Below are 23308 nucleotides of genomic sequence, written 5' to 3' on the forward strand. Positions count from 1 at the left end.
ACGACCAAATTAGGAACATCCCCCGCCGCAGCAATGGCTCTGCCAAGCCACGGATCGACAAGTGCGGAGAGATGGATGAAGATGTCGGCGCCGATAAGCTCCTTGATATTGCCTGGCGTCGGCTCCCAACCGCACGGGCAACCGCCGAATTCGAGCATGGTCGTTACCTCTACTCTATCGCCGCCGATGAAGGTGGCAAAGTCGTGCAAGACAGCGAAACTGACCACAACCTTGATTCTCTCCTCCTCAGCCGGCTGGCCTGTTACGGTCGTTCCCAAGAAGATTAATGTTGCAATCAGCATTACAAGCGTCGCTATAGTCCTTGTTCTCATCATTTCGTCATACCTCCTGGTGAGAAGCGTTTCTTTGATTCATTAACCTTGCTGACAACACACATTTTATAACGTTACAACCGCTGTAGTAATCGGCTTCACATCTCTCCCACCTCCTGCGGTCCTCATTATATGTTGTTAGCCTAGCCCGACACCTGCCAAAGGAAATCCATTCGCTTTGTCAAAAGAAATTAGAAGAGCCTAACATTAGGCATTGTACCAACCCCCAGGTCCTTTGTCAATAAGTCTGTCATCGGACTGTGATTATTCTGTGATAATGTCACCCCAAAATCTTTTTGAGAAAATGCCACCCTCTGTAGAATGAAGGGATGATCCTCACCATGACCAAGCAAGAACGAAACAAACAAACTCTGCGTCGCCCGTTGTCTACTGGACGGGAAGATGACCATCAGTGAGGGAGCAGAGCTGCTCTGCCTCAGCATACGCCAGGTCCAACGCCTAAAAAAGGGGGTCAACGAAGCAGGCGAGGTGTTCGTCATCCACCAAAACCGGGCTGAGCGCCCTCCTCTTCAGGGGGGCGCTCGATGATGCCAGTGGGGCAATGCTGGCCCTGTGCTGCAGACCCCAGGACCGGACAGGATACGCTACACTGATAACCTGATCTTTCCCTACCAGGGGATAGCCCTATCCGTCTACACCGACCGACACAGCATCTTTCGTTGTCCGGGAAGGAAAGACCCAGGAGGAGGAACTGAGCGGGAAGGGGGGGGTAGAACTTCCCAACCAGAGGAAATACCAAAAAACGGGGGGATACCCTGTAGAGTGGAGATACCGGTGAACCTGAGGATCATCGGCATCTCCACAAAAACCGCCAGGGAGTTCGCTTATTTCACCAATAAAGGCGTATGCACTATCATTGTTTCCGCTCCCTTGACCTACCGCATAGGCTCCGGGATAGTCGAGGCCGGTTGCCGGGTGTTCATCGGCCAACGGCTCAAGCGATCAGGCATGTTCTGGGATTTGATGATTACTGGGTTCGCTCTCGGGTTAACAAGGGCACTCGGCAGAACCTTTCAAGATGAAGGACCGATTATTTACTCATAAAAAATCATGCATTCTCCGAATCAATGGACGGCACTCATGGTCTTTTAAGGAAACGCTTCAAACGCTCGAGGGAAAAGGTGTTCACGATGTCCTCGGCGGTGAGCCAACCTCGCCTGGCTTGGGCGATACCCAAACGGATGTAGCCGAGTTGTGCGGGGTTGTGGGCATCTGAAGTGATGACCATCGGAATTCCATACCCATCCCGGGCCTGTCGGGCATCACTGTCCTTCAGATCCAGTCGTTCCGGCTGAGAATTAATTTCCAGAATGATTGATTCCCGGGAGGCCAGGCTGAAGAGGGTATCGAGATCAAGTTGGTAAGGATTCCTCCTCTGGAGGAGGCGGCCGGTTGGATGACTCAATATTTGAATATGGGGATTTTTTAAGGCTCGTTCCAGCCGGCGCATAATCCGGTCTTTTTCCTGTCCCAGTCCGGAGTGAAGACCGGCAATGACCAGGTCGCGATCAGCCAGGTCGCGATCGTTCATGTCCAACTCTCCATCAGCGAGAATGTTCACCTCCACCCCATCAAAGACAAAAAAGCCCTGATTATCGTGATTCCACTGATCGATCTCCAAGCGGCGGCTACGGAGTTGATCCGGCTTCAGCCCGGAAGCGACAACCAGAGATTGAGTATGGTCACACAGTCCAAGATAATTGTATCCCTTTTTACGCGCGGCTTCGGCTATGTCCCTTACGCTGGTGCTCCCGTCACTCCAGTGGGTATGAACATGCAAATCACCCCGCAGATCCTCCTCGACCACCAGGCGGGGGAGCTTTTTGCTCATCGCCAGCTCGATTTCCCCCTGATTTTCCCTGATTTCCGGAGGAATCCACTCCATACCCAGCGCTTCATAAATCTCTTCCTCGGCAGTGCCGCCCACCCGCACTCCCGTATCGAGGCGATAGATGCCATACTCGTTGACTTTATATCCCTTTTTTTGGGCGGTTTCCCGCAAGGCTACATTATGCTCCTTGGAACCGGTGAAATACTGTAGTGCGGCGCCGAAGGAGTCCGGATCGACGACCCGCAGATCAATCTGCATCCCCTGTCCGGTTCTGATGCTGGTCTTGCTTGGTCCCCGGGCCAGTACATCCCGAACCCCGGGAAATGAAACCAGAGCACCAGAGACCTCCTCCGCCCGCCGAGAGGCTACCAGAATATCGATATCTCCGATGGTCTCCTTCATGCGTCGGATGCTCCCCGCCGGACTGATTTTATCCACCGGAGCCCGCTCCTTAAGAAAAGCCACGACTTCGTCCACCACCGGGAGAGCATACCCCAAGAGCATCCTTCCCAACTGATCGGACAAAAACGCCAACCCTTTACGGATCTTCTCTTCGCTTTTTGCCCCCAGGCGGGGTAGCAAGCGTATCTTTCCCTCAGCAAGGGCGCTCCGTAGTTCTTCGAAGGTGGAGATACCCAGTTCCCGGTAAAAAAGTCCGGCCGTACGGGGTCCTACCCCGGGAATCCGGGTGTAATCGGCCACCCCTCGGGGAATTTCCCGGCTCAATTCATCAAGAAAGTGGATCTTTCCCTGTTTCAGATATTCGTCAATTTTTTGAGCGATCGCTTCCCCGATACCGGGAATGCTTTGTAATTCACTCTTGCGACTGTATTCTTCTACCGGTTCGGATAAATTTTCCAGTTGACGAGCCGCTTCCTCATAAGCAAGGACCCGGAACCGGGACTCCCCCTTGATTTCGAGAAGGATGGCTATCTCTCTTAGAAGATTGGCAATTTCCTGATTTTTCAATGAAACCTCCGATCCTCCTTTCCATTTTTGCAATCCTATGTTATCCTGATGAGAGAATGAAAGGCATGAAAGTCCTTCACCTGATTTTAATCACTTGCTGCCTTATCGTTTTATCGATCGGAAACCCGGGGTTCGCCGAGGAAAAGCCACCTCTTCTTTCCCACCTGCTGAATCCCTTATGGACGGGCGACCATGGACGGGTGCTTGCCGTTCTCGCCGCTTCCCCGGAATATGCCCTCCACTATCCTGAAGAGGTTGCGGTACTTACCGTAGTCTCGCTTCTCAAGAAAGACCGCTTTACAGAAGCTGTGGCCGCGGTAGACCGTTTCCTCACTGATGAACGTACACTACTCGGCGACCATCTCCTGGTTTTCCTCCTGGAGGACCGACTGGAGCGGAAAAAGTTCGCCGAAGCTCAGTTATACTATGACCGCTTGCTCACGGGCTTTCCTCAGTCTCCTCTGCGTTTTCATGCTTCGCTGAAAATCGTTAAGGCCATGCAGAAAATTGACGACCTATCCAGCGCCCAACAGTTTCTAGACCAGGCTCTTGAGTTCGCCAACGATTCCGAGGACCGCTTGTCGGCCAAACATCTGCGCTATGATATCTTTCTCAGACAACAACGCTATCCGGAGGCAGCCCTACTTCTTCGGTCAATCTATATCGATTATGATGCTCAAACCTTTACCCAGACCAGGAGAATGGCCTCTGCTCTCCTGGGGCACCTGTCTCCAAACGACTTTTCCCCCGATGAGCGGCTGCAGCTCGGTCAATTTTTCTCGCAGTTGAGATACTGGGAAACGGCGCTGTCATTGACCGAAGCTCTGGACCCCCTCTTTTTTCCGGAAGCCCACCGGAGAGATCTCGGTTTGCTTCTCATTCAGATCGCGGTGAACACCAACGACCTTGACCAAGTGGAAGAAATTCTTTTCCGTTTCCCGATTCTCGACAACACTGCCGATGCCCTGTTCTACCGGGGCGTGGTTCACCAGCGGAAAGCCCGTTACCAGGCCGCTATCGAGCATTACCAAGCCCTGATCGACCGTTTTCCGGATTCCGGGTACCTATTCAATACCTATCGAAACCTGGCCTTCTGTCACCAGGCTCTGGGTGATGTAACCACGTACCAAAAGGTCATGGAACGGATGATCGAGACCTTTCCCCGGCGTGCCGACCTTCTCTGGAATCTCTTCTGGCATTATCATCGCCGGAATGAGACGAACCGGGGACGCCCATGGTTGGAACGGATGATCGCTTTCCCCTCAGAACAAAACCGGGCACTGTTTTGGTTGGCAAAAACCTCTCTTGATGAGACAGGCCGTATGTATATCGAACGGATTCTGGAAAGTGAAATCATTGACTACTATTTCATGCGTGCCTGGCAGGAAGCCCCATCATTGGGCATGTCGCCCACTTTGCCTTCCTCGTTTCCGGCGCGCTCCGAGTTCCAGCCGGTCCTCGGTACCGGTCCGGGCAGCTCGACCTGGCAACGCTACACCATTCTTCACCGGCTCGGGTATCTTACCCGGGCGGAAATCGAACTCCGCGCGTATCAAAGGCTAAATCCGGAACAAGCCGGAACTTGGTGGGCGCTTTCTGAGCTTTCCGCCCGCCGGGGGAATTATCGGCGCAGCATTCTCCAAGCCATGCGGTTATCAGGCATGCTCTCCCGACCGTACCGCAACATTCAGGAACGAATATATCCTGTGTTCTATTTTGACCTTATCGAACCACTGGCCGAGTCTATAGGAATCGATCCCTTTTTGGTTCTTTCCGTTTTGCGGGCGGAGAGTTTTTTCCAATATGACGCGGTTTCCATCGCCGGAGCAATTGGTCTCATGCAGATCATGCCCTCAACCGGGGCCTGGAAGGCGGAACGGATGGCCCGTAATGCGGGGAGGGAGTTGACCTGGAACGATTCTCTCCTGTTCGATCCGGCGAAAAACATCGCTATCGGCGTATCATACCTGGGATACCTTGTGGACAAGTACGGAGGAAGGATATGCCCGGCCATCTGCGCCTACAACGCTGGGCCGGGCCGCATCAACTCCTGGCTGGAAACACTCCCCCGGGAATTTGATGAATTCGTGGAATCCATCCCCTTTGCCGAAACCCAAAACTATATCAAGAAAGTATTGGAGAATTACTTTTATTATTCCTGGTTGTACCGGGGAACATTCACGCTAAGCCCATGTATTTTCTAAACTGAGCGATTTCGGCGGTACCGTCCACCACCCCGAGTTCCAAACGGACCTTCCAGCTCTGACCGGGCTTGAGTACGACCAGTCGACCCGCTCCCCGTTCCGCTTTCCGGCCCAGGGGGAAACAGTTGCCCGGTTCGATACCCAAGACATATTCGCCTTCCCCAAGCATTTTCCATTGGGTGAGATAGGGCAAGGCATCGGTATTGAATTTGGCATAAAATCCGAGTTCCATCGTTTGATTGAGAAGGAGAGCCGCTCCGTTTCCGTCCGCCAGGGTTCGGGGGGTATGGAGATACACTTTTTCAAAGTACTCCTTCTGCGGTGCGTGAAAACGGTTCCACTCCGCCTCGCCGTCGGCGGCCTGCGCATCCCGGGCTACCGTTTTTTCTACAGGGACCAGATATTCACTACCTTCGTCAAGGATCGGATATCCGACATTGATATGATACAATAGCATGCACGGGGTATCCTGCCAGCCTTCGTTGATTACCTCGTCTTCGATCAGGATGCTTTTCTCGCCGAGTCGTGTGAATATTTTCCGGAAGAGGACCAATTTATCACCGAACACTACCGCTTCTTTCACCTTCCCCGAGACGGTGATCAGGTAGTCGTCGCCCTGCCAGAGCCCGTCGGCATAGACATTCGAGGCCGGAATGTAAGAAGCTCGCCCATGCAGGCCGAACTCCTCTTCGTCCAGAAACAACAGGGTTGATTTATCAATCCCGGGTGCTCCGGCATAGCTCAATCCGCAAGTGTTCATCAATCCTCCGTGAAAACCCCGCAACCACCCCAGTTTCGCCGGTTCAAAAAAGGAGGGGGCCAGGTTGCCGGTTGCCGAACGCCAAGAGAGACTCACGCCTTTATAAAAAGTCGATGCCAGGTCCATTCCCCGGTCAACAAGAACGGTATAGGACAAACCGCCGCCGGAGTTGACTTCGACGGCCCGCACACCTTTTTCCGGACCATCATTGTATTCGAAAGAGCGTACGCCTCCCAGCTGAGAAATATCTCCGACTCTCCTTAATATTTCTTCCCTGGTTAACACTTTTCCATTGATTAAAGCCATGTTTATTCTCCCTTCATTCTTCGGAAAAACGGAAAGGCATTCCCTCCCTGAGATTTTTCATCCAGCACCGGAGGATTTCCCGCCGGTTTCTTCTTCCCATCCCGTAAAAAAGCGGGTATTTCCAGAACATCTCCAAAGAGAATTCCTGGATCGATCACCTCATCGAATTCACCAGAAGGCTCCCCGTTGGCCTCCTCGTTATTCTGAAAACGGGTGGCGATCACGGTCACGACCACTTCATTGGACAGGTTCTGGTCTGTCCGGCTACCCCATAAAACATCGGTTTCAGTTCCTGCAGATCCTCGTACACATTCCATGATTTCGGTGACCTCGTGAAGGGTCATGTCCGGACCACTGGTAATATTCAGGAGAACCGAGAGGGCTCCCTTAATGGAAATTTCCAATAGCGGACTGAAGATGGCCTCTTCCGCGGCATGCTTGGCTTTTTCTTTCCCTCGTCCATGCCCGATCCCAATCAAAACCGTCCCTGCTCCGGTGAGTACAGTCCTCAGGTCGGCCAAATCCAAATTGATATCCTGAGCGGAGGAAATCAGGTCAGTGATTCCCCGCACCGCTTGAAAAAGTATATAGTCGGCCGACTTGAAAGCCTCCTGGAAAGAGGTCTCCCTCCGGGCAGTTTGAAGGAGTCGTTCATTGGGGATAACGATCAAGGCGTCCACGACCCCGCGTAATTTCTCAATTCCCTCTTCAGCCTGGGCCTTCCGTTTGGTCCCTTCAAATTGGAAAGGTTTGGTCACTATGCCGATCGTCAGAGCTCCCGATTCCCGGGCCAGCTCAGCGATAACCGGTGAGGCTCCGGTTCCCGTTCCGCCACCCATACAAGCGGTAATGAAGACAAGGTCGGCATTTTCAAGCATTCCCATTAAGGCGTCACGGTCATGCTTGGCCGCTTCCTCACCGATTTTGGGGTTTCCTCCGGTTCCCAGGCCTCTGGTCAAACCGATTCCGATCTGAATCTTCTCTGGAGCGAGAGATTTTTTTAAGGATTGTATATCCGTATTTATCGCCACCAGGTCCACTCCAGCAAGACCGGCATTGATCATTTCATTGACCGCGTTATTTCCTCCTCCACCGATCCCAACGACCTTAATAATCGCCAGGCGCTCTTCCGGTTGCTTTTTTTTGGTCTTCTCAGCCGACTTTTTGGTGCTCGCTCGGCTGGCCGGTTTTTTTTCCACAGGCGGGGGATCCCGGTCCACATCAGCAGGAATACCCTGTGTGGTGTCCCGAATCAATTCCCGTTTAAAATCAATTCTTTCGGAAAAGCCCCTCTTTAGGCTTTTCTTTTTCAAGTTCAATCACCTCTTTGGCCAGAGAAAGATAGTTTTGAGCCCCGGTTGATTGAGGTTCAAATTCGATAACCGGCACACCATAACTGGACGATTCGGCAATGGCAATATTTTTGCGGATCACCGTCCTGAAAAGTTTGTTTTCAAAATAAGCACCCAAAGCCTTGATCACTTCCTGATAAAGTTTGGTTTGGACATCGGCAATGGTGATCAGGACATAAACATCCAAATCGTGTTTAAGATTCTGCTGCATGAGTTCAATGGTTTCCATAAACTCTTCGATCCCCCGCAGGGCGAAATAGTGCGGCTGAATCGTAACGATCACTTCCCGGGCAGCCTTGAGCGAATTTATGGTCAAAATCCCCAGAGAAGGCGGGCAATCAATCAGAATATAATCAAAAGGGAGTTGACTGCGCTGAATTCCGGAGTTGAGAAAATCCTCCCGACCCAGCTTGTCAATCAGGCGGTATTCTTCTCCCGCCAGGTCGATATTGGAGGGGGCCACATAAAGATTGGGGGTTTTGGTCTGAACGATGATATCTTTGAGTTCCATATGATATGGACTACGGGGAGGTTCCAAAACGTTGAGTATCGTGCGGTCGAATTCATGGGGTTCCAGTCCCAGTCCCAGGGTGGAATGGGCTTGCGGATCCATGTCGACGATCAAAATACGTCTGGAATATTGAGCCAGAGAAGCTCCCAGGTTGATACAGGTTGTTGTTTTCGCGACCCCTCCCTTCTGATTGGCTACCGCAATAATCCGCATCGCTCACCCTCCACTCGGCAACGAAACACTGTGCCACTACTAAAATTCGCTAACCCACAACCGCCGATCACCTGATTACACCAGACACTGATCATGTCTTTGCCCTTCGTTAAATTTCAGAAAAACCGGCCGATCCGCAGGGAACGTATTATCCAAAAAAGAGCTTGATTTCTTCGTAACGTTCAAGGGGAACCTTTTTCAACACTCCGAGAGCAGCGGAAAGAGGCACTTTGACAATTTCATCACCCCGCAGGGAGACCATGAATCCAAATTCCTCGCTCTCCACCAGGTCCATGGCCCGAAGACCGAAACGAGTTCCCAAAACCCGGTCAAAGGCAAAAGGTTCCCCACCCCTTTGTAAATGACCTATAACCATATACCGCGACTCCAAGCCGGTTTTTTCCTCGATGTACTTGGCCAGCGCTTGAACAATCCCCATCCCCTTACTCAAGATCACATGGCCAAAGGCGTCTTTTTCTTCAAACTTCATGTATTTCTCCAGGACCGGATCATTGAAGCCTTCCGCCGCGGCAATCAGGGCATATCGCTTCCCGCTTTCATAGCGCTTGCAGATCGCTGCGCACAGTTCGTCCAAGGGATAGGGAAATTCCGGAATTAGGATGAAATGTGCTCCCCCAGCCACACCACTGTTTAAAGCGATCCATCCGGCGTTCCGTCCCATGATTTCCACCACCAGCACCCGCTCGTGAGAAGCGGCGGTGGTATGAAGACGGTCGAGCGATTCCATGTCTATGTTCACTGAGGTATCGAAGCCGAAGGTAAAATCGGTGGCGTTTACATCGTTGTCGATGGTCTTGGGAACACCCACCACCGGCATCCCCATCTCATGGAGCTTCTGGGCAACTCCCAAGGTATCGTCTCCACCGATGACCACCAGACAATAGACGTCGTGCTTTTTCAAATTTTCGAAAATCGTTTCCGGACCCTTGTCGATTTTGAAGGGATTGGTCCGGGAACTATTCAGGATAGTCCCACCCTGGCGATGAATGTCATACACATCATCCAGGGTCAACAAAACGGTGTCTCCCTTGAGAGGCCCTTTCCAGCCCCGCAGGAAACCGATCATCTCAAATCCCTTTTTAATTCCTGACGTCACCACAGCGCGAATCACCGCGTTTAACCCCGGTGCATCCCCCCCTCCTGTGAGGAGACCAACCTTTCGTGCCATTTTCATTCCTCCCTTGCTTCAATACAATCTGTTCCTTCTTGTGTCTCCGATAATGGTAACGGTATGAAGCGCAGACGTCAAGCTTCTATGCAGATTCATCGTTTTCCACCATCGCAGAACCGGCAAGAGACATAGAAATGAAAAGATCATGATAAAATAAAGGCAGAAAAGGGGGGAGACTCTCATACCGGCCAACCTCAGTGCCCAGTACATTGAAGCCGAACAACGGTATAAAAGCGCCCGAACCAGGGAAGAAAAATTAGTCTGCCTGGAAGAAATGCTTTCGGTTATTCCCAAGCACAAGGGAACCGAGAAAATGCAGGCGGACATCAAACACCGGATTTCCAAACTTAAAAAAACGGCCCCGGATGGGAAAACCCAACGGGGAAAGACATTTGACCCCTTTTTGGTGGAAAAAGCCGGCGGAGCGCAGTTGGCCGTGATCGGACCGCCCAACACCGGCAAGTCGACACTCTTGCATTGCCTGACCAACGCCCGGCCGGAAATCGGAGCGTACCCCTACACCACACGCATCCCCACTCCTGGGATGATGCTGTACGAGGATGTCCAGATTCAACTGATCGATTTTCCTCCGATTGGCTTCCCGGAAATCGAGGGGAACTTTGGAAGTGCGTTGCGCCGGGTCAATGCCGCCCTAGTGGTGATCGATGTCCAAAACGAAAGGATCCTGGAAGATTTCGAAGTCGTGCTGAGCGCTCTGAAAAACAGCAAAATCTCCCTCGAAAAGCCACCGCTCCCAACATCTTCCTGGCACCCGCTCCAGTCCCTGGCTCTGGCCAACAAGTGCGAAACCGAACTGGATCAGGAGGTATTGGGCATATTCCGCGATTTTTATGGGAAACGCTTCGAAATCCTGGGGTGTTCCTTTAAAACGAACCCCGACCATATTGAAGAGCTCAGGGGAAAGATCTTCCAATTGAGCAATATCATTCGGGTCTACAGCAAGCCTCCCGGCCAGCCAGTTGACCTCTCCAGGCCTTTTGTTCTCCGGAAGGGCTCCAGCGTTTATGACCTAGCCAAATCCATCCATAAGGACATCGCCGGTCATTTGCGGGGGGCCCGGGTTTGGGGCTCTGGAAAATTTGACGGTCAAATGGTGCCCATCGAACACGTACTGGCCGATCGGGACCTGGTCGAACTTATTTCCTGAGATTCTTCCAGATAAGACAGTGATGGGTGATGGATTTCTCCCGCTGCAGGGGAAACTATTTCGAAACGCAGAGACTTTACCGTGGGTATGAAAAACGGTTCTGTCCGGAAACAAGATGAGTAAAAGAAGCACCGCTCAGACAAAGGAGGCCTACGTAATCCAGTCTCTTGCCGGGGGGAGGGTTTCAGTAAATTCCAAGGAGTTAACCCGTCGGCGGGGCCGACGGCATCGAGCACGAAAATCGAGGATGGGATTGATTTACAGAGGAGAACCGGTATTTTCTCTCGTGATCCAGCAGTAATTGCTTTACGTCGGTATGGTTGCCATTGAACCCGACGAGCTGGCCCTTACTCCCGATCACTCGGTGACAGGGAATCACGATCGGCAGGGGGTTTCTACGGTTGGCCTGTCCCACGGCCCGGCAGGCGGTGGGCTTCCCTACGACAGAAGCAATCTCAGCGTAGCTTCGGGTTTGACCGTAGGGAATTTTGGAGACAGCGTGCCAGACTTGCCTGGTAAATTCAGGTCCTTCAAGAAATACGGGAAAAGAGAACACCTGCCGGTTCCCCTGAAAATATTCTCGCATCTGATCCACCGGTCCCCGGAGAAGGATAGGGTCATGCACCAACTCCGTCTCGCCCCTTAGCTGGTATTGGTCCCAGCTTTCGGGGAGAAGGAAAATCCCCTTTACTATCTCTTCCTCCATAACCAAGGTAACCGGTCCGATAAAAGCATGAAAGGTATCATAAAATTGTTTCATCGGGCTTTAAGAAACAGGATCACGGATCTATAAAAATATCCGTTATTTTCAAGTGTATACCTACTTTCAAATGATCACTGATCTGATAGGTAAGGGCCAGGTTCAGTCGATCGGTCCAGTATGAAAGTCGCTCCTTAAGTATTTCCTCGGAAGGAAAAACGATTTTATAGGAAAGCGAATAATCCCCGGATATCATCAATTTTCCCTGCTCATCCGCTTCGTGCTCCCGCACGGACACCAGTCGTTCAATATCGGACCAAGGCGTTACATAGGATTCCAAGTGGGCACTTTCTTTATCCTCCGGTTCCGCCCAGGCCAAGCCGACCGTAAGAAACAATAAAAATACCAGACTCACCCCAAAAACTACTTTCATAATCAACACCCCCGATTATTGTAACACAACCGGACGGGACTTGAAGCAAAGATTTTTCATCTTCGCCACCGTCGGACACCGACTGGTCGACTCGGAGGTGTTTAGCTTAAAAAATTTTTGGGATATAATTAGATCAGGAACCAGTCTTATCACAGGAGCCGGTCATGTGCGATACGCTCGTTGTCTTGCCGGAATACAAAAAAACGGGAATTACGATCTTCGCCAAAAATAGCGACCGGGAACCGAACGAACCGAACATTCCTACCAGAGTCGGCCGCGCGGAACACAAAAAAGGAACCGTCCTGCGCTGCACCTACATCACGATCGACCAGGTCCCCCTCACTTATGATATCTTCATGATCAAGCCATCCTGGATGTGGGGCGCGGAAATGGGGGTAAACGAGCATGCAGTCGCCTTAGGCAACGAAGCGCTCTTTACCCGCTCACGCCCGGGACCACCGGCACTTACGGGCATGGACCTGGTCCGCCTGGCCCTGGAGCGTTCCTGTACTTCCCGGGAAGCGGTCGAGGTGATCGTCTCGCTTTTGGAGCGCTACGGTCAGGGAGGAAATTGCGGTTACAGCCGGAAACTGCGGTATGATAACTCATTTTTGATCGCCGATCCTTCATCGGCCTGGCTGCTGGAAACAGTTGGGAAATATTGGGCGACCAAGCGGGTCAATGGTTGCATGGCCATTTCCAACGCGCTCATCCTGCACGACGACTACGATGAATGCTCGGCGAATTTTTGGAGAAAAAGGAACGGAGAACTCTCCGACTTCAAGAAGACCTGGGAACATGCCCTGATTACCCGGATCGCCCGGGGAGAAGCCCGGCGACGGTTCAGCGCCCACTTCCTGAAAAATCACGAAGAACCGTTGACCGCACACCAGGTTATGAAGTTCCTGCGCTGGCATGCGCCCCGCGATGCGGAACAGCTCTTTCGGCACCGGACCTATCAGAGTCTGTGCATGCATGCCGGGGGGCCGTTCTCTTTTCAGACCACCGGCAGCCTGGTTGCCGAAATGGACCAATCGGGGGCCCGCGCCTGGTACACCGGTAGTTCTCTCCCCTGTATTTCTCTCTTTAAGCCCTTTCACTTTACCACCGTTTCCCCAGCCCAACAGGAAAAACCCGGTCCTCTGGCTCAAGCCGCGGCATTTTGGATGAAACGGGAACATTTTCACCGGTTAATTCTCGGGAAGTGTTTCGACAACCTGGATTGGTTTCTCGCCGAACGGGATGCCCTGGAAGGAGAATTGTTAAAACGTTCCCGGGTTTTGCAAACAGTCAGGCAAAAAGAAGAACTGCTGAACTATGCCTTTAATCAGGAGCAGAAAATGATCGGACGAGCTGTTGCCGAATCCGAGTCGAGGCCCTTTTCCCCCCAGGGGGGTCCAATGTACCGTTACTACTGGGCAAAACAGAACCGCCTCCTCTCCAGGCAACCCAGCACAAGCGGCGGGAAGTGAGCGGAACCGTATCTCTCTCTAGTGTGGGCATAAAGCCAGATAAAACGCATGGGTCTCCTGGACCTGTCTTCGAGCAAGAATGAGGTATTTTATTGTTTCCTGAGTCGGGAACCACCCAGATAGGCGGCACGAACCCGTTCGTCGTCCTTGAGGGAGTTGGATTCTCCCTGGATGGGTATGCGTCCGGTCTCCAGGATATAAGCATAGCGGGAGACGGCCAGCGCTTTACGGGCGTTCTGTTCGACCAGGAGTATGGACACGTTCTCTTCCTCGTGGATGGCGCGAATCACCCGGAAGATTTCCTGGACGATACGGGGAGCCAGACCCAGGGAAGGCTCATCCATCAGGAGAATCTGTGGCTTCGAAATCAGGGCCCGGGCAATAGCCAGCATCTGTTGTTCCCCCCCGGACAGGGTCCCCGCAAACTGACGACGCCGTTCCCGCAGGATGGGAAAGAGTTTGAAAATCCACTCCCGGGTCTTGACAACCTCTCTCCCCGCTGGAAGATTCCTCACTCCATAGGCTCCCAGGGTTAGGTTTTCCTCCACGGTCAAGGTGGCAAAAACTCGGCGGCCTTCCGGAACGTGGGCGACCCCCAACCCAACCAATTGAAAAGGAAGGTATGAATGAATGTCTTTCCCCCGCAGGTAAATATGTCCCTGCCGGCTGACCAACAAACCGGAAATGGTCTTCAGGAGCGTGGTTTTTCCCGCTCCGTTGGCACCCAGGACCGCGACGATATCGCCCCGCGAAAGCTCAATGGTTACCCCCCGCAGGGCTTCGACCACCCCATAGGAAACCCAGAGGTTTTCCACTGCGAGCAAGGTTTCCATTCAGAAGTCATCCTCTTTCCCGAGATAGGCCTCGATCACCTGCTGGTCATTGTAAATTTCGTGCGGTAGTCCTTCCGCGATTTTTTGTCCCATGTCCATTACGCTTACCCAATCGGACACTCCCATCACCACATTCATGTCATGTTCGATCAGAAGAAGAGTAAATCCCTCGCCGGTCAACTCCTGCAACAATTCCATCAACTCTTCCGATTCCCGATCATTCAATCCGGAAGACGGTTCGTCGAGGATAAGGAGCTTGGGGCTGGTAGCCAAGGCTCGAGCGATTTCCAAATACCGCTGTTTTCCATAAGGAAGGTTTTTAGCCAACTCGTTCCGATAGGGCCATAAACCGGTCTGGTACAGCCGGAAGGAAGAAACTTCTACTATTTCCCGTTCTTCCTTCATCTGAGCGGGCGTACGGAATACCGCCGCCCAAGTTCCACTCCGGGCATGGCAGTGCGGACCGGCCATCACATTCTCGATACAGGTCAGTGAGGGAAACAACCGGACATTTTGAAAGGTTCGGGCAATTCCCCGGCGCACGATGGTGTGGGGCCTGAGACCGGTGATGTCGCGGTCTTCAAATACTACGGAACCGCCATGCGGGCGGTGAATTCCAGTTATCACGTTAAAGAGAGTGGTTTTGCCGGCTCCATTGGGTCCAATCAGGCTGGTGATTTTCCCGGGATAAATCGAAAGATCGAAAGAGTTGACCGCGGTCAGGCCTCCGAAACGCATGGTCACTCCCCGGGTTTCCAACAGATAGTTTCTGGATTCTTTGACCTGGGCCAGGCATGGTGTCAATTTCTGGTGAGCCAGCCCCTTTCCCTTTTCCACCAACCAATCTTCGGCCTCCGGCAACCCCCGGATGCCCAATCCCCCAAAACCGACTCCCTCTCTCTTGCGGGGTAATAAGCCTTCCGGTCGGAAGATCATCATGAACATAAGCGCCAGTCCGAAAAAAAGCAGCCGAAAACTGGCAAACTGTCTGAATACCTCCGGGAAAACCACGATGGTGGCCGCCCCCACCAGAGTTCCGGGAATGGAGCCCAGGCCTCCCAAGAGGACAATACAAAACATCAGGACTGACTCCATGAACAGGAAGCTTTCCGGGGAAACGATCATCATCTTGGAGGCAAATACCGTCCCGGTCATTCCGGCTATGGCCGCCCCGAGCACGAAAGACAAAAGCTTCAGCGAACGAACATCCACACCGTTCGCTTCCGAAGCTACCATGTCCTCCCGAATATAGTTCCAGGCCCGGCCGATCCGGGAGCGCTGCAGTCTGATGAGTCCTACAATTACCAGGGCAATGATGATCCAGATGAGAAAATAAAATTGAGTGGGTGTCTGGAGGTAAAACCCGGCTATGGCCGGACTCCCCACTCCGGTTATTCCGTTAGGACCATTGGTCAACCCCCAGGGATTGTTGATAATCCCCACCCGAACGATTTCACCGATACCGATGGTTACGATACACAGGTAATCACCCCGCAGGTGGATTACCGGAGACATGACCAGATAGGCAAACCCTCCGGCTGCCAGGGCACTCAAGGGCAGGAGAATCAAAATGGGTACCCCAAAAACGGTGTTCAGTATAGCGGTAGTATAGGCTCCAATAGCATAAAAAGCGGCATGTCCCAAGTCAAAGAGACCTACTTCTCCTAGCACAACGTTGAGGCTGAGTCCTAAAAGCCCGTAAATACCGACAAAAAAACCGACATCGATCCAGTAGTTGTTAATGAAGGGAAGAAAGGGGAAAATCACGAGACCCAGCACGGCGAGAAGCGGAAACGCCCAGGGATTGATCCTTTGGCGTGGTGTACCGTTGTCACCGGTTATAACCCTGTTGGGGCTGGAGGCGGCGTAGTTGATCCTGCGAACGAGTCTTTCGGTAGTTCCCATCTCCCCTCTCCTATACTTTCTCCGCCGTTTTTTCACCAATCAGGCCGGTAGGTCTGAAAATCAGGACCATGATCAACACCAGGAACGTGAAGCCATCCTTCCAGGCTCCTCCTCCCGGAAAATAGCCGGCAAACATGGTTTCCATAATTCCCAAAAGCAATCCTCCGATCATCGCCCCGGGAATGTTTCCGATTCCTCCCAGGATGGTGGCGGTGAAGGCTTTCAGACCATAATTCCATCCCATACTGAAAGTAATGGACCGGTAATACATTCCGTTCATCACCCCGGCCATGCCGCCCAGGGCCGGTCCCAAAGCGAAGGCGAAGAAGATCACCCGCCGGATATCGATTCCCAGAAGTGTCGCTGTCTCCCGATCAAGGGCCGAGGCTCGGACGGCAGCCCCAAAGGTGGTTCGTTCCACAATATAGTAGATGACCCCCATAACCAGGAACGTGAGAATAAGGATAAAGGCTTTAAGGAAGGTAATTCTGAGTCCTCCGATTTCGAAGAACGCGGTGGGAACCAGCGCACTAGGATACACCTGGAAACGCGGTCCCCATAGGGCCATGATTCCGTTCTGGATAAAGATGGACATCCCCAGGGCCGAAACTACCAAGGGCAGGCGGCCGGCCGGATACACCGGCCGGTAGGCCACCCGCTCCATCATGATACCAGCCAATCCGATCCCGGCAAAGGCGAAGGCCATCGCTGCGGCCATGCCCAACCAGGCGCCGGCACTGAGGGTTATCCACCCAGTCGCCCAGACCAGGAAGGTGTATCCGAGATAGCTCCCCAAGGTAAAAAGGTCGCCGTGGGCGAAATTGATCAACTTCATAACCCCGTAAACCATCGAATAGCCCAAAGCTACCAGGCCATAGAAGGAACCGACAGCCAAACCGTTTATCAGCTGTTCTACAAATATCCCCACGGCAACCCCCGGCTTCTTTCTCTTAAAAAACTACGGTCGGAAAAATTCGAGTTGGCCTTCGGCGTTATATGCGTACATGGCGTAAGGTATATCCTTGCGGTCTCCGCGTTCGGTGAAAAAGATCGGACCGGTGACTCCTTCCGCGTTTTGCATGACCCGCATCTCCGCGGCAATCACATCGGCATCGGTCGATCCGGTATTTTCCATGGCCTGAGCCAAAGCGAACAGCGCATCCGCCGCATAGACCGGCCAGGGCGAGGAGGGAATATCCCCGAAGCGTTCCCGGTAGGCATCGAGGAATATCTGGGATTTCGGCGTATCGAAATCCTGAGGAAGTGGCTCCTGGGTCATCAGGGTTCCTTCGGCGAATTCAATCCCGGCGATCCTGACGAAGTCTTCATTGGGAACGGCGTTGCTCCCTACAAAGGGAATGGTGATTCCCGCTTCCCGGCCCTGACGAACTAAAAGACCCGCTTCCGGATAGTAGGCAGTGTAATACCAAACATCGGGATTGCTCTCCCGAAGAGCGGTAAGGGCCGCTCTGTAATCCTGTTCTCCGGGGGTAATAGCATCGTAGTAGACGATCTCCGCCCGACCATCGGCTATATACGGTTCCAGGAACCTGCGAGTCTCTTCGGCTACTCCGCGTCCGTAGGTCTGGTTGTCATGCATGATGGCAATCCGCTCCCAACCCATCACTTCTACTGCGAATTTGGCAAAGAACTCACCCTGTGAATCGTCTCGGCCACAGGTCCGGAAAAAGTAAGGACGCTTCCTGTCCATGGTCAGACGCACAGCAGTCGCACCGTAGGCTACCGAAACCACTCCGTTGCGATCATAAAGGTCGGCAGCCGGTTCGGTGACCCCCGACCCATAGCTGCCGATCACGGCGACCACACCCTGGGTAATCAGTCGTTGTGCCGCCAGGGCGCTGTCCCGGGGATTGCTGGCATCATCAGCGATCACGATCTCGAGCATCCGTCCGTTGATGCCCCCGGCGGCATTGATCAACTCAGCGGCGACCTCCACACACTGCCGGGCCATCTTCCCCTCAATAGCGAAATTGCCGGTGAGCGGGGCCTGTAATCCGATCAGTATCGTTTCTTCAGCAAATACCGTTCCGCCAGCCAACAGAGCAAAAATAAGGGTGAGCACCACAACCATGACCAATCCTGTTTTCATGTGCCGTTTCCTCCCAAGTGAGATGTTTTTGTTTTTGATCGACTACCCGAGCATCAATGGGCATAATTATAACAAATGAGGCTGGAGGATGACGCGTTTATTCTCGGTAAATCGGCAAACGATTTTTATAACTTTACTGAAATTCCTTCGTTGTTTTCCATCCGGTAGGCCCGGCGAAAACTATCCCAGTGAAATCGGCTGGTTTCCAGCCCCAATTCATCAAGTTGTCGGGGCACCAGGCACATCTCCCGGCCGTCGAATCTCAACCAGACCGTACCATCCGGTTTCTGGTAGAAACAGATGTCCTCCACCACCCAGAATTCCCGCTCACCGGCCTGCACGACCATGCGTGATCACCTCCCTTTCTTCTCTCTACCAGTCAATACGCCCAGGCGATTTTGTAGGTTTTTGTGGAAAAACTGTCCACAGCGACAAATCTCATTCTGCTAACATAAAATATTCTTTATCCGCGGAATATCACCTCTTAATTCACAGGTCCCCGCTCTTCAAAACCGGAAAATGAGGAACGATCAACCGCCAACGGTCAAGACCCCGGATGACCGCGAACTCCCTCCTCCAGGAATGTCGTCTCCACTCGTATCTGATATAGTAAACAGAAGCGAAAGGTGCGGGATTCAACCGGCCTGTTATTACTGTTAAGGCAGGTTATAAGCACATCGCCCAGGCTTACCTCTTTCCTCCGTTACCCAAATGAAAGGGGAGGCCGCTTCAAGAAAACCGGTCAGGCATCGATTCCTGCCATCGTTTAAGTCGTGTTTCTTCCGTCTACAGGATTGACCCGGCGACCGGGAGGGAGGAGGTTATGAAAACAGTCGATCTCAGTCATCCTATAACCGTCGCGATGCCCGTCTGGCCGCAAGACCCGCTTATCGAAATCACCACCCTGGCCACCGTCGAGGAAAATTGCTTTCTCCTGAACCAGCTTACAGTCGGTGAACATTCCGGGACCCACTTCGGCGTTCCGGCCCATTTCGTCCCCGGCGGACTCACCGCCGAGGCGGTTCCCTCGGAAGCCCTGATCGCACCCGGCGTAGTCCTCGATATCCGGTCAGCCTGTACTGCCAATCCCGATTATGTCCTGACCATCAAGGATATCCTGATTTGGGAAACTACACATCTCCCCATCCCTCCTCGCTCTTATGTCCTAACTTTGACTGGCTGGAGCGAAAGATGGAACGAACCGGCCCGTTACTTTGGCCTAACCAAGACCAAAACCAGGCATTATCCCGGCTTCGGTGAAGAATCAGTCGTCTTCCTGATGGAGGAACGCGACTGTCTTGGTTTGGGTATCGATACCCCCGGAATCGATCCGGGCTTTGACGAGGATTTTCTTTCCAATAGTGCTTTATTCAAACGAGGCGGTTACCATTTGGAAAACCTTACCAATCTAGAATATCTCCCGGCTCACGGTTTTACCCTGTTCATCGGTCTATTGCCTGTATCCGGAGGATCCGGGTCTCCGGCCCGGGTCTTGGCTCAGTTTCAGGAAACAACCTGACAGGCGATTGCCCGGTGACCCAATTACTCTTCTCAGTCAACATCCATGTAATTCCCCCGGCGGGCCACAGTTCCAGCCAAAGCTTCCTAACCATTTTCGAGGCCACCCCGGAAGGAGATAACATATTGACGAATTCACTCGGACAATCCCGCGGATTATCGGAAAGGACTCCTCTGACATACCCACCGGGGTATCGAAATGGTCACCTATCTCCTGCAGGGTAACGTAGAACGCGGGGACAGCTTAGGCAACAAGGGAGTCATTGAAGTGTACGATGTCCAATGGATGACGGCGGGAAGCGGGATCATCCATCAGGAAATGCCACGGGGAGAGACAGATGGCCGTCTTTGGGGACTTCAACTGTGGGCCGATCTGCCTTCGGCACGAAAGACGGCCCCGCCACAGTATCGGGAAATCAAAAAAGAGGCTATCCCCACCATCGACTTGGAAACAGGAGCCCGAATTCGGGTGATCAGCGGGGAGATGGGAAGCGTCCAGGGACCGGTGAAAGGAATCACCGGTGAGCCGGAGTTTTACGATATATCTCTCCCGCCCCATTCCAGCATAGAACACTCGTTCCCGGTAAGCCATACCGTCTTTGTCTACATCCTGGAAGAAAGGGATTCTTCGCTCCCGATTACACCCACCTGTCGTTCTCTGAACACGTGATTCTCTACAATAGGGGTAAAACCGTCTTGATCCTAACCGGAAACGGCCGCTCCGCTTTCTGCTGATCGCCGGAAAGCCGTTCTGTGAGCCCGCCGCCTGGTCTGGTCCCATCGTGATGAATACGGAAAGCAATCTCCGCCAACCCTTCGAAGAATACCGCAACGGAATGTTTCTCAAGACCGGATTTCGCTTCCATCAGGCACCGGACTGGGCGACTCCCTCCCCTCCCTCGTAAGTAAAACAGCGATGTAACTCCGTCAAACGGTCACGGATGAGTCCCGCCAGACAAGGAGAAGAACTTTCGGCTGTCCCCTAACCAAGTAATGATTTTCTCTAAAGACAAATTGCCCTTGACGATCTCTTTATAGCCACCAACCAGAGACCGGAACATACCAAAACCCGACGTACCCTGGTGTCGATCATGGGCGCATCAGGTTTCATAGTGTAAGTTTTCAGGTTTTCTCTTCTTTCTTCTTTTCCGGCAAGTAATATAAAAGGACCAGTGCCAGGCCGATAAACAAGAGGATAAATCCCGGCAGGTACAGCCAGTTAGTCATTCTCCCCGCAAGCTGGGTTATCAGGAAGGCCAGGCCGATCCCCGCAACAATGATCCCTCCCCGAAGCATATCTTCCGGCCGGGAGGTCCGCTTCAATTCATCAGGATTCAATCCTTTTTCGATCATGGCGAGCTTCTGAAGATGTTCGGTGTAGATAGCAACGATTGCCACCATGATGCCCGCCAACGGAATCAAAACCCAAATCCAGTCTATTATCATTGATATCCACTCCCCTCTATCAAACTAACTCGTATACGCTACTTATATCGCCATCGGGCAAATGTCTATCGCAATGGATCGTTCTCCTCATCTCCAAAAGGTCACAATCAATGCCGCAGCGGAAATGCACAGGGTAGCGATCAGGAGAATGGAGTTGGTGTGGGTGATTTTGTGGGTTTTTCCGAGTGCGGTTAGGATCTCTTGCTTAGTTGTAGTGAGTTTTTCAATTTCTTCGTCACGAACTGCGGCGATATGTGTCAACCATTCTTTTTCGGTTTCCCGCAGAGTGTTCCCCAATTTTTCTCGAAAATCACCGACAATCGTACCGGTCATTTCCGAAAGCTTGGAGCGAACCTCTTCCAGTCCCTCGGTCAAAGTCCGGTAGGAAACGCTAATCTGCTCGACTGCCTGGGCAATCTCCTCGCGGAGTTCCTTACCTTCCCGCAAATTTTTCTCGTTCTCTTCCCGAAGGCTCAATTGGACTTTTTCGATCTCTTCCTGAATGACTGAAAAACCGGATCGCACTGCTTCAGTCCGTTCGGTTAGAAGAATTTCCCATTCCTCGCGGGTGCGGCGGGCAGTTTCAGCAAGGTTCCTGGTCAATTCCTGACCAGTGAAGCGGATCTTCTCCTCAGTTGCTGTGACAATTTGCCGATTTTCCTCGACATGACGGGCAAAAAGATCTTCCCGATCCGCATGAAGTCGCTCACTCACGCCTTGCGTCGCCTCACGCAGATTCCGGTCTAGAGTCTCCAGCGTTTCCCGCACCTGGGGAACGAATCGGTCGAGGAACCCCTGAATACCGGAAATTTTTTCTTCAAAGGAACGGAACATTTCCTCGAAGGAGGAGGAAGTCTTCCGGAAAACACCATCGAGCGTCGAAAGATCCTCCCTCCAGCGTTCTTCCAGGCGGGTGAGGGCTCGTTCACTCTCTCGGGGAAGCGACTCGGCTAAAGATTGGATTTCTCCCCGCAAACCCTTTCCCTCTTCCAGGAACGTCTGGCTGGATTCCTGCATAGACTGGTAGGTTGTTTCGTAGCGGTCAGTGAATGATTTAATGCGGTTCAGGGCTTCCCCCAGGGTCGTATGGACGACCATGATATGCTGGGAAAGACCATCGACATGTTCCACAAATTCGCCGCTCTGCAGGGTTTCAAAACGGCCTAGCAGCTTCTGGAGGTCTGAGGAAGTCAGTTCCAGCGATCCTCCCAGGTCGCGGAGGCTGCCTTTGGCTTCCTGCAGGGTTTCGACCATTTCCCGATAGGCCCCTGCCTGGCGGTTTAACTCATCCAATGTATCGGTCAGCCAATGTGCCGCTCGTTCTGCCTGAGCATACCTTTGTTCCTCGTTCATAGATGTCACCTTCCCTTTCCCTTTGAAAAATTTTCCTTCCCGGTTTTCGGCGTAAAAGAAACTACTCCTCGAAAACCTATAAGAAAAATGAAGCCACTGAGGCTAACCATTCAGGAAAACAGGGAAAATGGAAAGTTGCGGTTGTCGTTTTGCGGACATCTCCTCCCTTACGCTGGGTTCCCCTCATCGACTTGAACGCGTCGTTACACAAGACCCGTTTTTACCTATTTATTGTACCCCCTGACAATATGATTGTCGAGTCTCTGTCCTCTTCATTGGAGACACGAGCCTTGACGCAAGTAAGTGTCAAGATTCTTTTAAAATGTCCCTTTATCTCAATGGCGGTTCTATAATACTCCCCAAAAACTGGACAGGGCAATTTAGTGGAACAACGAAATCACGGGATGCGGCATTAAAGGCAAAAATAGCCTTTGAAGCAGCAAAGGGAGAAAAGACGACAGCACAGCTCGCTGGTGAATATGGAACTCACTCTAACCAGATAGGGCAATGGAAGAAGAAGCCGCTGGAAGAACTACCTGCGATTTTTTCGGACAAGAGGGTTATATCGTGATAAGGATAGAGAGGAGCTTGCAGCAGAGCTATACCGTCAGACAGGGCAATTAAAAGTAGAACTGGAGTGGCTTGAAAAAAAAGTCCCAGAGATTACCGCTAAGGAGAA

21 protein-coding genes and 2 pseudogenes are annotated in these 23308 nt (G+C 52.4%); 7 read left to right on the forward strand and 16 right to left on the reverse strand.

Annotation, left to right across the window (positions count from 1 at the left end; translation table 11 throughout):
* Window positions 1-335, reverse strand: a 335-nt coding sequence (locus VLH40_08640) for a zinc ABC transporter substrate-binding protein (protein HSV32070.1), incomplete at its 3' end; no start/stop codon positions are given.
* A 570-nt stretch (window positions 336-905) separates the two neighbouring features.
* On the opposite strand from VLH40_08640, the gene VLH40_08645 reads away from it, so the two are divergent.
* Entirely contained in the window at window positions 906-1397 is a 492-nt protein-coding gene (locus tag VLH40_08645) for a hypothetical protein (GenBank protein ID HSV32071.1), read from the forward strand.
* 34 nt (window positions 1398-1431) lie between these two features.
* On the opposite strand, the gene polX is transcribed toward VLH40_08645, so the two are convergent.
* Complete coding sequence (gene polX, locus VLH40_08650; protein ID HSV32072.1) at window positions 1432-3153, reverse strand: DNA polymerase/3'-5' exonuclease PolX; 1722 nt, start codon at window positions 3151-3153, stop codon at window positions 1432-1434.
* A 65-nt stretch (window positions 3154-3218) separates the two neighbouring features.
* On the opposite strand from polX, the gene VLH40_08655 reads away from it, so the two are divergent.
* Entirely contained in the window at window positions 3219-5357 is a 2139-nt protein-coding gene (locus tag VLH40_08655) for a transglycosylase SLT domain-containing protein (GenBank protein HSV32073.1), read from the forward strand.
* Here the strand turns inward: VLH40_08655 and VLH40_08660 are convergent.
* From VLH40_08660 to VLH40_08675, 4 genes are all read right to left on the reverse strand, one after another.
* Window positions 5332-6423, reverse strand: coding sequence for an aldose 1-epimerase family protein (locus VLH40_08660; protein ID HSV32074.1), 1092 nt, complete (start codon window positions 6421-6423; stop codon window positions 5332-5334). The two genes, VLH40_08655 and VLH40_08660, sit on opposite strands and share 26 nt — an antisense overlap.
* Before the next feature lie 2 nt (window positions 6424-6425).
* Entirely contained in the window at window positions 6426-7736 is a 1311-nt protein-coding gene (gene ftsZ, locus VLH40_08665; protein HSV32075.1) for a cell division protein FtsZ, read from the reverse strand.
* The gene (locus VLH40_08670) at window positions 7693-8499 is read right to left on the reverse strand and encodes a ParA family protein (protein HSV32076.1); all 807 of its coding nucleotides are present in this window, start codon (window positions 8497-8499) and stop codon (window positions 7693-7695) included. The genes ftsZ and VLH40_08670 overlap by 44 nt, the downstream gene beginning before the upstream one ends.
* A 148-nt stretch (window positions 8500-8647) precedes the next feature.
* Complete coding sequence (locus tag VLH40_08675) at window positions 8648-9688, reverse strand: ATP-dependent 6-phosphofructokinase (protein ID HSV32077.1); 1041 nt, start codon at window positions 9686-9688, stop codon at window positions 8648-8650.
* A 277-nt stretch (window positions 9689-9965) separates the two neighbouring features.
* Here VLH40_08675 and VLH40_08680 point away from each other — a divergent pair, with 277 nt between their 5' ends.
* A complete protein-coding gene (locus tag VLH40_08680; GenBank protein ID HSV32078.1) occupies window positions 9966-10859 on the forward strand; it encodes a TGS domain-containing protein in 894 nt (297 codons plus the stop codon).
* 202 nt (window positions 10860-11061) lie between these two features.
* On the opposite strand, the gene VLH40_08685 is transcribed toward VLH40_08680, so the two are convergent.
* Entirely contained in the window at window positions 11062-11619 is a 558-nt protein-coding gene (locus VLH40_08685; protein HSV32079.1) for a methylated-DNA--[protein]-cysteine S-methyltransferase, read from the reverse strand.
* A gap of 19 nt (window positions 11620-11638) precedes the next feature.
* Complete coding sequence (locus VLH40_08690; GenBank protein ID HSV32080.1) at window positions 11639-11992, reverse strand: hypothetical protein; 354 nt, start codon at window positions 11990-11992, stop codon at window positions 11639-11641.
* Window positions 11993-12156: 164 nt separating this feature from the next.
* Here VLH40_08690 and VLH40_08695 point away from each other — a divergent pair, with 164 nt between their 5' ends.
* Entirely contained in the window at window positions 12157-13464 is a 1308-nt protein-coding gene (locus VLH40_08695) for a C69 family dipeptidase (GenBank protein ID HSV32081.1), read from the forward strand.
* Between the two features lie 89 nt (window positions 13465-13553).
* On the opposite strand, the gene VLH40_08700 is transcribed toward VLH40_08695, so the two are convergent.
* From VLH40_08700 to VLH40_08720, 5 genes are all read right to left on the reverse strand, one after another.
* Window positions 13554-14297 carry an ABC transporter ATP-binding protein gene (locus VLH40_08700; GenBank protein ID HSV32082.1) on the reverse strand — a complete coding sequence of 248 codons (744 nt, stop codon included), beginning with the start codon at window positions 14295-14297 and terminating at the stop codon, window positions 13554-13556.
* Entirely contained in the window at window positions 14298-16202 is a 1905-nt protein-coding gene (locus tag VLH40_08705) for a branched-chain amino acid ABC transporter ATP-binding protein/permease (GenBank protein HSV32083.1), read from the reverse strand. It abuts the gene before it with no gap.
* A 10-nt stretch (window positions 16203-16212) separates the two neighbouring features.
* Entirely contained in the window at window positions 16213-17130 is a 918-nt protein-coding gene (locus tag VLH40_08710) for a branched-chain amino acid ABC transporter permease (protein ID HSV32084.1), read from the reverse strand.
* A 30-nt stretch (window positions 17131-17160) separates the two neighbouring features.
* Window positions 17161-18312, reverse strand: a complete 1152-nt coding sequence (locus VLH40_08715; GenBank protein ID HSV32085.1) for a branched-chain amino acid ABC transporter substrate-binding protein — start codon at window positions 18310-18312, stop codon at window positions 17161-17163.
* 125 nt (window positions 18313-18437) lie between these two features.
* Entirely contained in the window at window positions 18438-18659 is a 222-nt protein-coding gene (locus VLH40_08720; protein HSV32086.1) for a hypothetical protein, read from the reverse strand.
* Window positions 18660-19135: 476 nt separating this feature from the next.
* Here VLH40_08720 and VLH40_08725 point away from each other — a divergent pair, with 476 nt between their 5' ends.
* Window positions 19136-19831: a cyclase family protein gene (locus VLH40_08725; protein HSV32087.1), complete on the forward strand. Its 696-nt coding sequence runs from the start codon at window positions 19136-19138 to the stop codon at window positions 19829-19831.
* A 189-nt stretch (window positions 19832-20020) separates the two neighbouring features.
* A pseudogene (locus tag VLH40_08730) lies at window positions 20021-20500 on the forward strand (pirin family protein).
* A gap of 4 nt (window positions 20501-20504) precedes the next feature.
* On the opposite strand, the gene VLH40_08735 reads toward VLH40_08730, so the two are convergent.
* The 3 genes from VLH40_08735 to VLH40_08745 all read right to left on the reverse strand — a co-directional run bounded on the left by VLH40_08735 (window position 20505) and on the right by VLH40_08745 (window position 22629).
* The gene (locus tag VLH40_08735; GenBank protein HSV32088.1) at window positions 20505-20696 is read right to left on the reverse strand and encodes a hypothetical protein; all 192 of its coding nucleotides are present in this window, start codon (window positions 20694-20696) and stop codon (window positions 20505-20507) included.
* 256 nt (window positions 20697-20952) lie between these two features.
* Entirely contained in the window at window positions 20953-21276 is a 324-nt protein-coding gene (locus tag VLH40_08740; protein HSV32089.1) for a DUF6249 domain-containing protein, read from the reverse strand.
* An 87-nt stretch (window positions 21277-21363) separates the two neighbouring features.
* A complete protein-coding gene (locus VLH40_08745; GenBank protein ID HSV32090.1) occupies window positions 21364-22629 on the reverse strand; it encodes a hypothetical protein in 1266 nt (421 codons plus the stop codon).
* Window positions 22630-23044: 415 nt separating this feature from the next.
* On the opposite strand from VLH40_08745, the pseudogene VLH40_08750 reads away from it, so the two are divergent.
* A pseudogene (locus VLH40_08750) lies at window positions 23045-23308 on the forward strand (IS3 family transposase).

The organism is Atribacteraceae bacterium (assembly GCA_035477455.1).
In the GTDB taxonomy this organism is placed as follows: domain Bacteria; phylum Atribacterota; class Atribacteria; order Atribacterales; family Atribacteraceae; genus DATIKP01.

What these genes read in the sequence shown, in the direction of transcription:
- VLH40_08655 (HSV32073.1), top strand. Translation starts at nt 3,219, where the DNA reads ATGAAAGTCCTTCACCTGATTTTAATCACTTGCTGCCTTATCGTTTTA.
- VLH40_08660 (HSV32074.1), bottom strand. Translation starts at nt 6,423, where the DNA reads ATGGCTTTAATCAATGGAAAAGTGTTAACCAGGGAAGAAATATTAAGG.
- VLH40_08670 (HSV32076.1), bottom strand. Translation starts at nt 8,499, where the DNA reads ATGCGGATTATTGCGGTAGCCAATCAGAAGGGAGGGGTCGCGAAAACA.
- VLH40_08675 (HSV32077.1), bottom strand. Translation starts at nt 9,688, where the DNA reads ATGGCACGAAAGGTTGGTCTCCTCACAGGAGGGGGGGATGCACCGGGG.
- VLH40_08680 (HSV32078.1), top strand. Translation starts at nt 9,966, where the DNA reads ATGCTTTCGGTTATTCCCAAGCACAAGGGAACCGAGAAAATGCAGGCG.
- VLH40_08685 (HSV32079.1), bottom strand. Translation starts at nt 11,619, where the DNA reads ATGAAACAATTTTATGATACCTTTCATGCTTTTATCGGACCGGTTACC.
- VLH40_08690 (HSV32080.1), bottom strand. Translation starts at nt 11,992, where the DNA reads ATGAAAGTAGTTTTTGGGGTGAGTCTGGTATTTTTATTGTTTCTTACG.
- VLH40_08695 (HSV32081.1), top strand. Translation starts at nt 12,157, where the DNA reads ATGTGCGATACGCTCGTTGTCTTGCCGGAATACAAAAAAACGGGAATT.
- VLH40_08700 (HSV32082.1), bottom strand. Translation starts at nt 14,297, where the DNA reads ATGGAAACCTTGCTCGCAGTGGAAAACCTCTGGGTTTCCTATGGGGTG.
- VLH40_08705 (HSV32083.1), bottom strand. Translation starts at nt 16,202, where the DNA reads ATGGGAACTACCGAAAGACTCGTTCGCAGGATCAACTACGCCGCCTCC.
- VLH40_08715 (HSV32085.1), bottom strand. Translation starts at nt 18,312, where the DNA reads ATGAAAACAGGATTGGTCATGGTTGTGGTGCTCACCCTTATTTTTGCT.
- VLH40_08720 (HSV32086.1), bottom strand. Translation starts at nt 18,659, where the DNA reads ATGGTCGTGCAGGCCGGTGAGCGGGAATTCTGGGTGGTGGAGGACATC.
- VLH40_08725 (HSV32087.1), top strand. Translation starts at nt 19,136, where the DNA reads ATGAAAACAGTCGATCTCAGTCATCCTATAACCGTCGCGATGCCCGTC.
- VLH40_08735 (HSV32088.1), bottom strand. Translation starts at nt 20,696, where the DNA reads ATGGAAGCGAAATCCGGTCTTGAGAAACATTCCGTTGCGGTATTCTTC.
- VLH40_08740 (HSV32089.1), bottom strand. Translation starts at nt 21,276, where the DNA reads ATGATAATAGACTGGATTTGGGTTTTGATTCCGTTGGCGGGCATCATG.
- VLH40_08745 (HSV32090.1), bottom strand. Translation starts at nt 22,629, where the DNA reads ATGAACGAGGAACAAAGGTATGCTCAGGCAGAACGAGCGGCACATTGG.